Consider the following 14,917-nt stretch of genomic DNA (forward strand, 5'->3'; position numbering starts at 1 on the left):
GAAGTAGTTCTTGGTATGCAACTGACCATGTGAGTAGCAGCTATCGATGGCTCGCTTTTCCCACTATTAATTAAAGACAGAATAAGTAGATGACGCAACTTTCACCAAAACAGCAGTCAATTTTATGTGCGGCGATAGAAGAATTCGCTCAAAAAGGCCTGCAGGCTACGACGATGGAGTCGATCAGTCAATCTGCAGAAGTTTCTAAGCGAACGCTGTACAAACATTACTCAACCAAAGACGAGCTATTTGATGCCGTCGTCGAGTTGTTGATTGAGCGGATAAAACCCATCACTGCGATACAGTTTATTCCAAACTATGACTTTGCAGTTCAGCTGCAACACCTTGCGAAAAGTGCAATGACTTTACTGAACGATGAGGATTATATGCGTTTATCGCGCATTGTGATGATTGAGTCGATGCGCAGCTTTGAGCAAGCACAAAACCTTAATGAGAAGTTTAGTAACTGCGAAGCTGCAATGAACCAGTGGTTTGAAGATGCGGCGAGGTCAGGCTGTTTGGGAAGTTTCAAAGGGGACTTTGCTGCTGCTTATTTCTGGGGAGCACTGAAGAAGCTAGGCTATTGGGAGCGTGCAATAAAATGGCAAGCTCCGCTTCCAGAAGCAGAGCTTGACATATTGGTTGAAAAAGCGGTCGCGCTATTTTGTAACGGTGTTACTCAACCCCAATAAACCCACCGGTTTGATGAGACCACAGTTTGGCGTATATACCATCTAAGGCTAGCAAGGATTGATGGCTTCCTTCTTCTACGATCCGACCTTCATCCATTACGATTAGCCTGTCCATTTGCGCAATTGTAGATAATCTATGGGCAATCGCAATAACGGTTTTATCTTCCATTAATGCATCTAAGCTCTCTTGGATAGCTTGTTCGACCTCTGAATCTAGAGCTGATGTAGCTTCGTCTAAAATTAAAATTGGCGCATTTTTTAATAATACACGGGCTATGGCGATACGTTGTCGTTGGCCACCTGATAATTTCACACCGCGCTCACCCACTTGAGCGTCAAACCCAGTATTACCGTGGCTGTCTTCCAAGTCTTGGATAAAATCATAAGCCTGCGCTTCTTTTGTTGCGGCAATTAGCTCGTCTTCTGATGCATCAGGGCGACCATAAAGAATATTATCACGCACGCTGCGATGGAGCAAAGAAGTATCTTGCGTCACCATGGCGATATGACGTCGTAAGCTTTCCTGTTTTACTTTAGCAATATTTTGACCATCAATTTCGATGCTGCCGTCGTCGGTATCGTAGAATCTCAGTAATAAGTTCACTAAGGTCGACTTGCCCGCACCTGAGCGGCCAACTACGCCAATTTTCTCACCGGGTTTGATATGCAGGTTAAGGTTGTCGATGACATTATGTTGTTTCGCCGCATCTTTACGCTTATAAGCAAAGGTCGTGTTACAAAAGTCGATTTTTCCGGCTTTAAAATCTAACTGCGGCGCTGTTTGTTGATCAACAATATCAAGCGGTCTTGAGAGCGTATTCATGCCGTCTGCAACTGTACCAATATTTTCGAATAGGCCGCTAATTTCCCACATTATCCACTGTGCCATACCATTTAAGCGTAAGGCTAATCCCACAGTAATTGCGATTGCACCAGCGGTTATCGCATTAAAAGACCATAAGTAGATTGAAAGTGCTGCGACGGAAAATACCAAAAGATAATTTAGGGCTTGAATGCTAACGTTTAAGCTAGTTGCTAGGCGCATTTGTTTATATACAGGTTGAATAAACACATCCATGCTGTCTTTGGCATATTCTTCTTCTCGTTTAGTGTAAGAGAAAAGCTTTACAGTTGAAATATTGGTGTAACTATCAACGATCCTTCCTGTCATTTCTGAGCGTGCGTCAGCCTGCTCACTAGAAACACGTTTTAGTTTAGGAACGAAATAGAATTGAAAACAGATATAGCAGCCAAGCCAGACAACCAGCGGGATCATCAAACGTATATCACTGCTTGCGACAAGCGCGAGCATTGCGGTGAAGTACACTAAAATATAAACCAGCACATCGAGTAACTTCATGACTGATTCTCGCACGGCTAGGGCGGTTTGCATCACTTTAGTTGCAATTCGTCCAGCAAACTCGTCTTGATAGAATGTCATAGACTGCTTTAGCAAGTAGCGGTGTGCCTGCCAACGAATAGCCATTGGGTAATTACCCAATAAACTCTGATGTAAAATGGCGCTGTGAAAAAAGACTAATAGTGGCAGCGCCACTAACGTGATCACAGACATTCTAATTAGCTCGGCTTGTTTGGCTTCAAATAGAGTTTGCGGTGTGTAAGTGGAGAGCCAGTCAACTAAATCACCCATAAAGCCAAATAATGTTACTTCCAAAATTGCGAGGATTGCAGCACTTAGCGACATAAATAATAAGGGTAATTCCATTCCCTTAGTATAGAAGCGACAGAAAGCCAACAAACCTTGTGGTGGCTGACCAACTTCTTGCTCGGGAAACGGTTTGGTAAAGCGTTCAAATACTCGATACATGGATGATCCCTAAATTTGTTCAGCAGCTAGTCTACCTTGATAGTATGAAATTCGCGAGTCACAGATTGGTGCTTAAATTGCACGAGTAATTATAATTGTTTTTTATTGAGTCGCTTTTGGGCGATTAGCTCACCTGTAATTGCATTGTAGCTAGTGAGCGTTAACGGGGCTGAGTAATGTTTTAAATGGACTTGCTCAAGCGGTTTTTCTATCGTTATTTTATCAATAGGAACGAGCTTATTAGATTCCTTAGTAAAAAAAGCCAGCTCTAGATAGCAAGGAAAAGTTTGTTTACAGATACTCAGTGGCTGTTTTTTCAGCCTAAAAGTAGATGATATCCAGCTTGGGCGGTTCTCGACATGAATGGTTTTTGGCCAAGTAACGGATAAATCAAAGCGTTCAGGATCAGAAGAGTAGTGTTGTGAAGTACTAGTTACTCGTTCAAGCAATAATGGTCCATCGCCAGTTTCAGAATGAACTTCAGATAGTCTAACTTGGTCTATCGTCAGTGGGTTGACCTGCAACTGCTGTTTTAACTCACTCGCTAATTGTTTTTGCTCGTCCAATTGTGAGAAACCAAGGTGGATCAGTAGCTTTGCATCGGGATTGCTATTAAATACTTTTTCCTGTAATTCTAACGCGGCAACTTTAGCTCTATTGTCTTGCGATTCTCTATCATAGCTAATAATTTCATAGCCAATTGTTTTTGCCTCAAATATTAAGCTGGCGAATGTCGCTTCCATCGTGTAGATACCATGGTCGTATGTGGTAAAGCCATGTTTATTTACCTGCTGCTCAACATCAGTTTGGGAGGACAATGCCTCTAACGCGAGGTAGCGATAACCTTGATCGTATAAAGGTTGAAGCAGGGCGATTGTTAACGCACGATGCTTGGCATTATGGTACGCTTCATTCACCATAGTGATACGAGTTTTCATCGATTTTTGCTTGATGACTTCCAGAGCAGGAACCAAGCGATAGTCATTTAATAACATGTCAGGGCTAATCACACCTGAAATGAGCTTTTCCGCTTCAAAATAGTTACCAACTATAGAATGGTAAGTCGCTGCATATTGAATACTGGCTGAGCTACTGTCTAAACTCCCACGGATAGGTAACTGAGCCTCAAGAGACTGTGTATTTTCGTACACACGTTTGTCTGTGTTGACGGCAAATATTAATGATGCTGGATTGCTATCTGAATTGGCAATTAGTTTTGTACTTAACAGGGAACATGCCAAAAAAATGGCTACCGTTGAACACTTTATACGTAACACCTGAATCCACTCCTTGCGGTTTATTACGGTTATATTAATAGCATAAAAGCGCGCAGGGCTGAATCAAATCAAAGCAAAATTTTTACAACAATTTTATATTTGAATTATTTACATAGTGGAGAGAAGTTGAAGCTAATAAAAAGGCCAGTAGCTAAGTAGCTGCTGGCCCTTGATATGATTATTCTTCTTTGCCGTATGTTTTACGAAGAATATAAACATAGGCATTAATGAAAGCTTGCTCTTGAAACTTTTTCAACCCAGTGTCTTCAAAGTCAACAGGAATTGGGTTTCTTTTTAATTGCTCTTTAACTTCAGTACCAGATAGTAACTGCACGTCCACGCCTGAAATTAACTGGATTGCTGCTTCCATTTTAAAACCTGCCGCACTACCTGCGAACTTACCTTTATGTGGGCGCTGACGAATGGCGATAGAATCTACGCCGTAATCTTCTACTAGTTTTGCAAAGTCGAATTGGAACTTGCGCATTTCATCAAGTTCTGTCCCTTGGTTACTTAACGTAAAGCGGCGCTGACGAATGTCTCTGATATCAAAAACGTCATCTTCTTTCGTTAGCATACAAAGCAGAGCTTCGCTGCCTGAAATTTCAACCCCAAGTGTTCTCATTTTCGTGTCCAGATTATGCAAAAATTGAATTATCTCACAGTGTTATTTCTATTGCTATCGCTGCATGGTCAGAATAGCAAATATCTTCGTCCATACGCTTTGGATCAAGGTGAGCATCGTAACTGTAGTAATGTAACGACTTCACCCTAGGCGCTTCTCGGTTGGGATTGAATTCTTTTGAACAAAGAATGTAATCAAGTACATTACCCTCACCTTGATAGTAATGACTGGCGGGCTTTTCTTTGTGGTTGTTGTCGGCATAAAGAAAACTGTCGAACAACCCGACACTGTCAAAGCCATTACTGGCAAGTACGGGTGGAAAGGCTTGCGTCATAAAAGATAGTGCCGGGCTGTCTAACGCATCATTGAAGTCGCCCATCACCAATGTTGCAGCCTGTTTCTCTCTTTGTGTCTTTAATGCATCGTAATAAATGATGGAAGCTTCGAGTGAACGTGAGATCTGCGACTGCATCGTACCTACGGTTTCGTGGAGCAATGTAAGTAGCGGATCGTCTTGATTGGAATCTCCTAGCATGTGGGCCATTGAATGCACGCGTTGAGACTTAAAGTGGACGGCATAACACGCCAGTAACCCAAAGCCTGGAATATCGAACTTACATTTTATCGGGGTACGATTGAATTTAAATTGATGTTGATTATTAAGGTATTCGAGTAATTCGGGGCAGGGCTCTAACGGTGCAAAAGATTTAAATGGTAGCTTCGATGCGATAGCGACTACTGGTTTAAACAGTACTGATGGATATACGTGATCAGGACTTGGCGCATCGACAGTGGCAAAGTGAACAAGGCCCAAGTCTTCGCACAGCATCTGTAAGCTATCAGGAGAGAAGACCTCTTGAAACACAATGACGTCGGGGTTTATATGCTGAATGAGTCCCGTGATGAACTGAGTTTTGGTTTGCCACTGTGTTTCATTATAGTGCTCATGAAGCTGATAAAAGGAATAAGGTGGTGCTGCAAAATTTAGTAGATTAAAGGTTGCAAACCGATAACGCTTTTTGGCCACGAATAATCCCAAAATAGTTTTTGTAAATTAATAGATTAATTTTAGCTCTAGGCTTGCACTTAGCCAAGTAACACGCGAGAATAGTGGCTCTTATTCGGAAGTCCTCGGATGAGCCGCGATAATTCGCGCAAGACAATGCTTATTCGTAAAAGCGTTGATAGGCACACTTTAAAATTAATTAAATACATGTGATGCATTGTAGGTGTCACCACTGTAAATAGGATTTATCATGCCAGTTATTACTCTCCCTGACGGCAGTCAGCGTATTTTTGAAAACCCTGTCACTACTTTAGAAGTCGCTCAAGACATCGGTCCTGGCCTTGCGAAAGCAACGATTGCTGGCCGTGTAAATGGCGTTCGTGTTGACGCTTGTGACCTCATCGAAAATGATTCAGCACTTGAAATCATCACTGCAAAAGACGACGACGGTCTTGAGATTATTCGTCACTCGTGTGCGCACTTGATTGGTCACGCTGTAAAACAATTGTTCCCAGAAGCTAAAATGGCGATTGGTCCTACCATCGACAACGGTTTTTATTACGATGTTGACCTAGAGCATTCGCTTACTCAAGAAGACCTTGAAGCGATTGAAAAGCGTATGTTGGAGTTGGCAAAGACCGACTACGATGTAGTAAAGAAAAAGGTGAGCTGGCAAGAAGCGCGCGATGCATTTGAAGCACGCGGTGAAACCTATAAGATGGAAATCTTGGACGAGAATATCGCGAAAGATGATCGCCCAGGTTTATATCACCACCAAGAATATGTTGATATGTGTCGTGGTCCGCACGTACCAAATATGAAGTTCTGTCACCACTTTAAGATTATGAAAGTGGCAGGTGCATACTGGCGCGGTAACTCAGAAAATAAGATGTTACAGCGTATCTACGGTACAGCTTGGGCTGACAAGAAGCAGCTAAAGGCTTACCTTAAGCGTTTAGAAGAAGCTGAAAAGCGCGATCACCGCAAAATTGGTAAAGCACTCGATCTGTGGCACTGGCAAGAAGAAGCACCAGGCATGGTATTCTGGCATAATGATGGCTGGAGCATTTATCGCGAGCTTGAAGATTTTGTTCGTGAAAAACTACGCGAATATCAGTACGAAGAAGTAAAAGGTCCGTTGATGATGGACCGTGGCTTGTGGGAAAAATCAGGTCACTGGGATAAGTATTCAGATGCCATGTTCACGACTGAGTCAGAGAAACGTGAGTATGCTATTAAACCAATGAACTGCCCGGGTCACGTGCAGATCTTTAACCAAGGTCTAAAGTCATACCGAGATTTGCCATTACGTATGGCTGAGTTTGGTTGTTGTCACCGGAATGAACCATCAGGCGCATTACATGGCTTGATGCGCGTTCGTGGCTTTACTCAAGATGATGCGCATATCTTCTGTACAGAAGAGCAAATCATGGATGAAGTATCTGCGTGTATCAAAATGGTATACGACACATACTCGACATTTGGCTTTGAAAAGATTGTTGTAAAGCTTTCTACTCGTCCAGAAAAGCGCATTGGTGAAGACGAAATGTGGGACAAAGCGGAAGAAGCATTGGCCGAAGCGTTGAAAGTCAACAACATTGAGTTTGAATATCTGCCGGGTGAAGGGGCGTTTTATGGTCCTAAAATTGAATTTACGCTATACGATTGTTTAGAACGTGCGTGGCAATGTGGTACAGTGCAGTTAGACTTCGCATTACCTGGTCGTTTAGGTGCAACTTATGTTGCGGAAAATAACGAGCGTAAAACGCCGGTTATGATCCACCGTGCTATTCTGGGTTCACTAGAGCGCTTTATTGGTATTCTAACGGAAGAATATGCTGGTCAATTCCCAACTTGGCTTGCGCCGAAACAAGTTGTGATCATGAATATCACGGATAAACAAGCGGATTATGTCCACGAAGTTGTACAAAAGTTGAATAAACTTGGAATAAGAGCTTGTGCCGACTTGAGAAATGAGAAGATTGGTTTTAAAATCCGCGAGCATACTTTAAAACGTATACCTTATTTGCTAGTGGTGGGTGATAAAGAAGTCGAGCAACAAGAAGTTGCAGTAAGAACCCGTACTGGTGAAGATTTAGGTAAATTCTCGATTGATGATTTCATCGCGAAAGTTAGCGAAGAGATTAAAAATCGACTATAAATATAAACTTGCGTGTACTTCACTTTTTCTGGTGCACGCAATTACTTTTGAATTTTTTGGAGGAACGTACCATTAGAGGCGGCAAAAAAGGGCAAAATAACGCTCAGAAAAATCGTATTAACGAAGAGATTACAGCGAAAGAGGTTCGCTTAATTGACGCTGAAGGCGAGCAAGCTGGCATTGTCTCAACAAGAGACGCACAAAACATGGCGGATGAAGCAGGTCTAGATCTAGTTGAGATCAGTCCAAATGCTGAACCACCAGTTTGTAAAGTGATGGACTACGGTAAGTTCCTTTTTGAAAAAGCAAAAATCCAAAAAGAACAAAAGAAAAAGCAAAAGCAAATTCAGGTTAAGGAAGTTAAATTCCGTCCTGGTACTGATATTGGTGATTACCAAGTCAAGCTACGTAGCCTTCGCAAGTTTCTTGAGGGTGGCGATAAAGCTAAAGTCACAATTCGCTTCCGCGGTCGTGAGATGGCGCACCAAGAGATTGGTATTGATCTACTAGAACGTATCAAGACTGAATTGGAAGATATCGCATCAGTTGAGTCTTTCCCGAAAAAAGTAGAAGGTCGTCAGATGATAATGATGATGGCACCTATTGCTAAAAAGTCTTAATCTCGGCATAATACGCATCGAATTTAACGCAGGTCTCAAGTGCTAACGCCACCTGCGTTATCCGGTCTTAAAGTAAGGTATTGATCCTTCACCGGTTTTAGGTAGTAAGCTAGGCCTACAAGTGAGTTTATCTCCGCCTACTTACATTGTGTTAAAGCAATATCATTCGGAGTTATTGCAAATGGCTTATAAGCTAAAATCACACAGAGGTGCTGCTAAGCGCTTCAAAAAGACTGCTTCTGGCGGTTACAAGCGTAAACAGTCGCATCTTCGTCACATTCTGACTAAGAAATCTTCAAAGCGTAAATTACACCTTCGTGCTAAGTCTATGGTTCATAAGAATGACCTAGGCCTAATCGATCGTATGTTACCATTCGCTTAATAGAGGATATCAGAAATGGCAAGAGTTAAACGCGGCGTAGTTGCACGTGCACGTCACAAAAAAGTATTAAAGCAAGCTAAAGGTTACTATGGAGCGCGTTCACGCGTTTACCGCGTAGCTTTCCAAGCGGTAACTAAAGCTGGTCAATATGCTTACCGTGACCGTCGTGCTAAGAAACGTACTTTCCGTCAACTATGGATTGCTCGTATCAACGCAGCTGCACGTCAAAATGGTCTTTCTTACAGCCGTTTCATCAATGGCCTTAAAAAGTCATCGATTGAAATCGATCGTAAGATCCTAGCTGATATCGCAGTATACGACCAAGTAGCTTTCGCAGCACTAGTTGCTAAAGCAAAAGATGGTCTAGCTGCTTAATAAGCGGAACTAGAATTAGTCTTAGGACTAAAGCTGGTATTGAAAAGGAGCCTTTGGCTCCTTTTTTAGTTTTGTATTCGTTATAAATTCTAACGTTAGCGGTTTTTTATTAAGATTTTATCCAGCATCTTACTACTCAATATTCGTTTTAAGTATCCCATCAAATAGGTCGGAAACGTCACGTAATATCTCGGCTTTGCAATCTTCGCACTCAGTGCGTGTTGCAGCGCTTTATAAACAGCTTCTGGTCCTAAGGTAAATTTTTGCGGTGCTTCTTCTGAGCCTAAGCGGTTAAGCTGCGCTTGATATGCTTTGTGATGTACACTATTTTCGTGATCGATATTCGTTAAAAAGGCCAGTTTCGCGTTTTCTCTAAACTTAGATACGATTGGACCTGGCTCGATTAGACTAACTTGAATATTGCTACCGGAAAGCTCCATGCGCAGGGTATCGGTAAGTCCTTCAAGTGCAAACTTACTCGCGTTATAGGCGCCACGATATGGTAGGGCGACCAATCCTAACACGGATGAGTTATGAATAATGCGGCCAGCGCCTTGCTTACGCATTTGCTCAACTGCAAGACAGGTGAGCGTATGCCAGCCGAAAAAGTTAACTTCAAATTGTTGCCGTAACACGTCTGTAGGCAAGTCTTCTACCGCGCCTGGTTGCCCATAGGCTCCGTTATTAAATAGCGCGTCTAGCTGACCATTTGCGACAGTCAAAGCTTGGTTAAAACCATCTCTTATACTTTGCTCACACGCTAAATCTAACAAAATACATTGGATGTCTGTGCCTTCAAATATATTCAAGTCTTTTGCATTTCTAACCGAAGCAATGACTTGATATCCTGCTTTTGACAATTGCACTGCGCAGTAATAACCGATCCCGCTAGAACAACCAGTGATTAAAATTGATTTTTGTACGCTCATTTGATCCCTAAAGTAATGGTTAACTGCGATTAACTGCAAATTTTTGTTGAATCACCGCACATTGTAAGCTGATATCTAAAATATTGATATAATTGGCGGATAAAAGCAGAGGAATAGAGAAATATGATGAGTTCCAGCATTATTATGCTTACTGCAATGCTAGGTTTAGATGGTCATTTACCTCCTTTGATGGAGTGGCAAGGCAAAAGCGAACAACTATTACAACAACAAGGCCCATTGACGACTGATTTTGAGCTAAGCGGTGCGATAGATTCCCCTAATTACGCAGATACAATGGCGTTTGTTGATCGCCTTGTGGCCGCCAATCCTACCCAATTTAAGCTAGAAACAATTGGATTTAGTAATAGCAACCGTGCAATTAAGATGATTGTTGCTACCGAGCAAGGCGGCAATAAGTCAAACGTTATCAATAATGGCAAGCCAACAATTTTGGTGCAAGCTGGGATTCACGCCGGTGAAATTGATGGTAAAGATGCCATGTTTATGTTGCTTCGCGATGTTGCAACTGGTAAGCGCCGTGATATTTTAACGAAAGTAAATTTACTTTTTATTCCTATCTTAAACGTCGATGGGCATGAGAGACGCAGTGAGTTTAACCGCATCAATCAACGCGGGCCGAGCATTATGGGTTTTAGAACTAATGCCAATAACTTAAATCTTAATCGTGATTACACTAAATTGGATACGCCGGGAGTTAAGGCGGTCATGCAGGTGATTAATGACTATAACCCAGATCTCTATATTGATGTCCATGTAACGGATGGTGCAGACTACCAATATGATGTCACTTATGGTTTTAACCCCAGATTTGCAAGTGAATCTCCAGCGATAGCTGAGGTATTAGAGAGTCAGATTTCGCCACAAATTAATGCAGCGCTAGCCGCCCAAGGGCATATCCCTGGTCCGTTAGTATTTGCAATGGATAAGCGAGATTTTAAAAAAGGCTTAGCGGGCTGGGTGGCAACGCCTCGATTTTCGAATGGTTGGGGAGATTTAAAAGGATTACCAACAATATTGGTAGAAAATCACTCATTGAAGCCCTATAAGCAGCGTGTTCTAGGCACTTATGTGTTTATGGATGGTGTTATCAATGGCCTTTCAAGTAATATTCAGGCACTGCGAGAAGCGGTTCAAAAAGAGGCTGAATTCACACCTAAACAACTGGTTGTTGAACGAAGCTACGCAAAAGAGCCTGACTATATTCAATTCAAAGGCATCAAATACAAGCAGTTTGAAAGTGCATTATCTGGACACCTAGAAGCTAAGTATTTAGGTGAGCCACAAGAGTATGATAAGTTGCCTATTTATTGGCAAAAGGAAGTAAAAACAACGGTTAATGTACCTGAACAATTTTACATTCCACCTACATATCCGGAAGTGGTTGAAAAATTAAAACTGCACGGAGTAGCTGTTTCTAAACTACCAGCCGAGTCGATACTGGAAAAAGTAAGTCAAGCTTCAGTAAAAGACTACCAATTTGCTACTGCTCCTTTTGAAGGACGCTTTAGAGTGAGCGCGACTTTTGACATTAAGGAGCTATCAGATAAAGTGGACTTAAGTGGTTGGTATAAAGTCGCAACAGCGCAAAAATCTGGAGAGTTGGCGACCCACTTATTGCACCCGGCGGCACCAGATTCATTCTTTGCTTGGGGAGATTTTAATACTATCTTCCAACGTACAGAATATGTTGAAAATTATGCACTTGAACCTTTTGCGCGAAAAATGCTAAAACAAAATCCAGCGATGGCCTTGGCTTTTGATAAAAAAATACGTGAGGATAAGCAGTTTGCAAACGATCCAAAGGCGAGAATGGAGTGGCTTTATGCACGAACTCCGTTTTATGATAATGCGTATCTTAAATATCCCATTTTGATGTCGTTTGGAGCAAATTAACAATGCAAGTGTTCACTATTCCCGTTACCCCATTTATGCAAAATTGTCGTGTGATTGTGTGCCCAGAGACACAAACCGCGGCAATTGTAGACCCAGGTGGTGAACCGGAAAAAATTATTTCGCAGTTGAACACATTGGGGTTAGTACCAAGCATGATTCTGCTTACTCATGCGCACCTTGATCATGTGGGTGCGAGTACAGCATTAAGTGAGCATTTTAATATCGAGATAATCGGACCTCACCAAGACGACCAATTTTGGTTGGATGCTTTGCCTATGCAATCGCAAATGTTTGGCTTTCCAAATCATGCTGCTTTTTTACCATCACAGTGGTTAAAAGGTGGTGATAACATATGTTTAGGAAATCTAGAGCTCGAAGTCAGACATTGTCCGGGGCATACTCCGGGGCACGTAGTATTTTATGAGCCAAGTTCAAAGCAGGTCTTAGTGGGCGATGTGTTGTTCAAAGGTTCTGTTGGCCGTACTGACTTTCCAAAAGGCGATGCGACTGAGCTAAAACAGTCTATTGAAGATAAGCTGTTTACTTTGCCCGATGAGGTCATAGTACATTCGGGACATGGTGAAAATACCTCAATTGGCTTCGAAAAGGCGACAAATCCTTTTATGAGTGGCCGATTTGGCTAAATTATAGTGGAAGTGGCATAGTAGTGATGTGCATTTTTACCTACTATGCTTCAGGGAATAACAATCAGCATCGGTTAACTGACTGATGTGCTAATTAAACTAGAATTGATATGTCATTAAACCAAGTAGATCGCCAGATTCTGGCATTGTTACAGCAAGACGCAAGTCTTTCTACCGCAGAAATCGCTGATAAAGTGGGGCTATCTCAGTCACCTTGTTGGCGTCGCATCGCTAAATTAGAGCAAGATGGCTACATTAAAGGCAAAGTTGCATTGCTAGATGAGAAAAAGCTCGGGTTTGATATGTTGGTTTATGCGCATGTTAGACTCTCAAATCATGGCCGTAACAATCTCGCTGAATTTGAAAAACTGATCCTAAGCTATGATGAAGTGACAGAATGTTACTCTATGGCAGGTACAATGGACTTTATGCTGCGTATTATTTCGAAAGGCATTGAAGGCTATGAGCAATTTGTTCGCGACAACTTACTTAATTTAGAGTTCGTTCAAGAAGTACACTCAAATGTTACAATGACGTGCGTTAAGCGTAGTACTTCTTTACCTCTTTAATACAACCTGTTGCCCTGCTCCGTTGGGTAGGGCGTCCCGTCATCTTTTCTCCATTGTTCTATACTAAAATAGTGGCTTCTTTACCAAGCCGAGTATAGAAATGAGTTTTCAAAACAAGCTTGTATCTTATTTGTTAAAGGCGCTGCTTTTTGCTAAAATCCGCCGCCTTTGTGTTCATAGTCAATTCACACCAGAGGATATTGATGTTTAATCTTATCAGCAAAGCGCCTAGCTCTGCTAAAAACGATGTACTGTCTGGGCTGACAGTTGCTTTGGCACTTGTGCCAGAGGCTGTGGCTTTCGCTTTTGTCGCACAAGTAGATCCGTTAGTTGGTTTATATGCGGCATTTATTGTCGGTCTTGTGACCTCAATCTTTGGTGGTAGACCGGGTATGATATCCGGCGCAACTGGCGCATTAGCCGTAGTAATGGTGAGTCTCGTCATTGATCATGGTGTTGAGTACCTCTTCGCGACTGTTTTACTTATGGGCTTTTTACAGATCCTAGCAGGTATATTTAGGCTGGGTAAGTTTATCCGCATGGTGCCGCATCCTGTTATGCTAGGCTTTGTGAATGGTTTAGCCATCGTTATCTTTCTTGCACAACTTGGTCAGTTTAAAGTACTTAATGGTGAAGGTGAGTTGACTTGGATGCAAGGAGAAACTCTTTATGTGATGGTGGGTTTGGTAGCATTGACTATGGCCATCATTCACTTTTTGCCGAAGCTAACAACTGCAGTTCCATCTAGCCTTGCGGCAATTTTAGTGGTAACCGGCATTGTTATTGGTTTAGATCTGGATGCTCGTAATGTGCTCGATTATCTGAAAGATATGTCAGGTAACGCAGATGCAACGATTGCCGGTGGTTTTCCTGCTTTCCATATTCCAGAAGTACCTTGGACATTTGAAACATTTAAAATCATTTTCCCGTATGCGCTTATCCTAGCCGCGATTGGTTTGATTGAATCTTTATTAACCCTCACGTTAATCGACGAAATCACCGAAACACGTGGTCACAGTAACCGCGAATGTATTGGCCAAGGCGCAGCGAACGTAACTTGTGGCGTATTCGGTGCGATGGGGGGCTGTGCGATGATTGGGCAATCAATGATCAATATTAATTCTGGTGGTCGTAGCCGTTTGTCAGGTATCACAGCTGCATTATTACTACTTGTATTTATTCTGTTTGCAGCAAGCCTTATCGAGATGATCCCACTTGCTGCGTTAGTCGGTGTGATGTTTATGGTGGTATTAGGAACTTTTGAGTGGTCAAGCTTTAGATTAATTAGAAAGATCCCTAAATCAGATGCTTTTGTAATTGTCTTGGTATCGGGTGTCACCGTTCTCACGGACTTGGCTATAGCGGTTTGCGTTGGTGTCATCGTTTCTGCGCTTGTATTTGCGTGGGAGCATGCGAAACACATATACACTAATAACTATATTGACGAGCAAGGCTCAAAAGTATACGAATTACACGGACCACTATTTTTTGGATCGGTGAAAAATTTTGCCGAACTATTTGATGTTAACAATGACCCGGACGATGTTATTGTTGAGTTTAAACACAGTCGTGTAGCCGATCACAGTGCAATTGAAGCGATAGATGCGTTGGCTGAACGTTATAAAAAGACTGGTAAAACGCTACATCTTCGCCATTTAAGCCATGATTGCAAAGTATTGCTAAGTAAAGCTAAAGATTTAGTTGAACTAGACGGACAAGCAGATCCGACTTATAAAGTGGCATCTGACAAACTAGCTTAATAGCGATAGTTTGAATCGATGAATATAAATTAACGGGTTAATTTATTTCAAAAAAAGGCACTAAGGTGCCTTTTTTATTTGCGGCAAGGTGTGTAAAAACTGAGACCACCGGCAGTGAATAGAGACGACATGCTG

General features: G+C 42.1%; 14 protein-coding genes. 9 read left to right on the plus strand and 5 right to left on the minus strand.

Features of this window, described 5'->3' with window-relative positions; genetic code table 11:
- The first annotated feature begins 89 nt into the window (after positions 1-89).
- Positions 90-692 (plus strand): TetR/AcrR family transcriptional regulator, encoded by a 603-nt coding sequence (locus tag CWC29_RS06730; RefSeq protein ID WP_128728210.1) that lies wholly within the window; start codon positions 90-92, stop codon positions 690-692.
- On the opposite strand, the gene CWC29_RS06735 is transcribed toward CWC29_RS06730, so the two are convergent.
- From CWC29_RS06735 to CWC29_RS06750, 4 genes are all read right to left on the minus strand, one after another.
- A complete protein-coding gene (locus CWC29_RS06735) occupies positions 676-2,520 on the minus strand; it encodes an ABC transporter ATP-binding protein (protein WP_128728209.1) in 1,845 nt (614 codons plus the stop codon). The genes CWC29_RS06730 and CWC29_RS06735 overlap by 17 nt on opposite strands.
- Before the next feature lie 89 nt (positions 2,521-2,609).
- Complete coding sequence (locus CWC29_RS06740; RefSeq protein ID WP_128728208.1) at positions 2,610-3,797, minus strand: transcription antitermination NusB family protein; 1,188 nt, start codon at positions 3,795-3,797, stop codon at positions 2,610-2,612.
- Between the two features lie 178 nt (positions 3,798-3,975).
- Positions 3,976-4,422: a DUF3010 family protein gene (locus CWC29_RS06745; RefSeq protein ID WP_128728207.1), complete on the minus strand. Its 447-nt coding sequence runs from the start codon at positions 4,420-4,422 to the stop codon at positions 3,976-3,978.
- A 34-nt stretch (positions 4,423-4,456) separates the two neighbouring features.
- Positions 4,457-5,449 (minus strand): endonuclease/exonuclease/phosphatase family protein, encoded by a 993-nt coding sequence (locus CWC29_RS06750; protein WP_128728206.1) that lies wholly within the window; start codon positions 5,447-5,449, stop codon positions 4,457-4,459.
- Between the two features lie 229 nt (positions 5,450-5,678).
- Between CWC29_RS06750 and thrS the strand changes: the two genes are divergently transcribed.
- The 4 genes from thrS (at position 5,679) to rplT (ending at position 8,966) form a co-directional block, all read left to right on the plus strand.
- Complete coding sequence (thrS, locus tag CWC29_RS06755; RefSeq protein WP_128728205.1) at positions 5,679-7,589, plus strand: threonine--tRNA ligase; 1,911 nt, start codon at positions 5,679-5,681, stop codon at positions 7,587-7,589.
- A 56-nt stretch (positions 7,590-7,645) separates the two neighbouring features.
- Positions 7,646-8,209 carry a translation initiation factor IF-3 gene (gene infC, locus CWC29_RS06760; protein ID WP_128728403.1) on the plus strand — a complete coding sequence of 188 codons (564 nt, stop codon included), beginning with the start codon at positions 7,646-7,648 and terminating at the stop codon, positions 8,207-8,209.
- 181 nt (positions 8,210-8,390) lie between these two features.
- Positions 8,391-8,591, plus strand: a complete 201-nt coding sequence (gene rpmI / locus CWC29_RS06765; protein ID WP_010604868.1) for a 50S ribosomal protein L35 — start codon at positions 8,391-8,393, stop codon at positions 8,589-8,591.
- A gap of 15 nt (positions 8,592-8,606) precedes the next feature.
- Complete coding sequence (gene rplT, locus CWC29_RS06770; RefSeq protein ID WP_010376973.1) at positions 8,607-8,966, plus strand: 50S ribosomal protein L20; 360 nt, start codon at positions 8,607-8,609, stop codon at positions 8,964-8,966.
- Between the two features lie 95 nt (positions 8,967-9,061).
- Here rplT and CWC29_RS06775 read toward each other — a convergent pair whose 3' ends face one another.
- On the minus strand, positions 9,062-9,895 hold the full coding sequence (locus CWC29_RS06775; protein WP_128728204.1) for an SDR family oxidoreductase: 834 nt from the start codon (positions 9,893-9,895) through the stop codon (positions 9,062-9,064).
- A 126-nt stretch (positions 9,896-10,021) separates the two neighbouring features.
- Here CWC29_RS06775 and CWC29_RS06780 point away from each other — a divergent pair, with 126 nt between their 5' ends.
- The 4 genes from CWC29_RS06780 to CWC29_RS06795 all read left to right on the plus strand — a co-directional run bounded on the left by CWC29_RS06780 (position 10,022) and on the right by CWC29_RS06795 (position 14,782).
- The gene (locus CWC29_RS06780) at positions 10,022-11,809 is read left to right on the plus strand and encodes a M14 family metallopeptidase (RefSeq protein WP_209319107.1); all 1,788 of its coding nucleotides are present in this window, start codon (positions 10,022-10,024) and stop codon (positions 11,807-11,809) included.
- 2 nt (positions 11,810-11,811) lie between these two features.
- On the plus strand, positions 11,812-12,453 hold the full coding sequence (locus CWC29_RS06785; RefSeq protein WP_128728202.1) for an MBL fold metallo-hydrolase: 642 nt from the start codon (positions 11,812-11,814) through the stop codon (positions 12,451-12,453).
- A 110-nt stretch (positions 12,454-12,563) separates the two neighbouring features.
- Positions 12,564-13,022, plus strand: a complete 459-nt coding sequence (locus tag CWC29_RS06790) for an Lrp/AsnC family transcriptional regulator (RefSeq protein WP_010376979.1) — start codon at positions 12,564-12,566, stop codon at positions 13,020-13,022.
- 203 nt (positions 13,023-13,225) lie between these two features.
- Positions 13,226-14,782, plus strand: coding sequence for a SulP family inorganic anion transporter (locus CWC29_RS06795; RefSeq protein WP_128728201.1), 1,557 nt, complete (start codon positions 13,226-13,228; stop codon positions 14,780-14,782).
- Positions 14,783-14,917: the final 135 nt, after the last annotated feature.

The organism is Pseudoalteromonas galatheae (genome assembly GCF_005886105.2).
Taxonomy (GTDB): domain Bacteria; phylum Pseudomonadota; class Gammaproteobacteria; order Enterobacterales; family Alteromonadaceae; genus Pseudoalteromonas; species Pseudoalteromonas galatheae.

Coding starts and splice junctions, on each gene's coding strand:
- CWC29_RS06730 (WP_128728210.1), top strand. CDS start 90: ATGACGCAACTTTCACCAAAACAGCAGTCAATTTTATGTGCGGCGATA.
- CWC29_RS06735 (WP_128728209.1), bottom strand. CDS start 2,520: ATGTATCGAGTATTTGAACGCTTTACCAAACCGTTTCCCGAGCAAGAA.
- CWC29_RS06745 (WP_128728207.1), bottom strand. CDS start 4,422: ATGAGAACACTTGGGGTTGAAATTTCAGGCAGCGAAGCTCTGCTTTGT.
- thrS (WP_128728205.1), top strand. CDS start 5,679: ATGCCAGTTATTACTCTCCCTGACGGCAGTCAGCGTATTTTTGAAAAC.
- rpmI (WP_010604868.1), top strand. CDS start 8,391: ATGGCTTATAAGCTAAAATCACACAGAGGTGCTGCTAAGCGCTTCAAA.
- rplT (WP_010376973.1), top strand. CDS start 8,607: ATGGCAAGAGTTAAACGCGGCGTAGTTGCACGTGCACGTCACAAAAAA.
- CWC29_RS06775 (WP_128728204.1), bottom strand. CDS start 9,895: ATGAGCGTACAAAAATCAATTTTAATCACTGGTTGTTCTAGCGGGATC.
- CWC29_RS06780 (WP_209319107.1), top strand. CDS start 10,022: ATGAGTTCCAGCATTATTATGCTTACTGCAATGCTAGGTTTAGATGGT.
- CWC29_RS06785 (WP_128728202.1), top strand. CDS start 11,812: ATGCAAGTGTTCACTATTCCCGTTACCCCATTTATGCAAAATTGTCGT.
- CWC29_RS06790 (WP_010376979.1), top strand. CDS start 12,564: ATGTCATTAAACCAAGTAGATCGCCAGATTCTGGCATTGTTACAGCAA.
- CWC29_RS06795 (WP_128728201.1), top strand. CDS start 13,226: ATGTTTAATCTTATCAGCAAAGCGCCTAGCTCTGCTAAAAACGATGTA.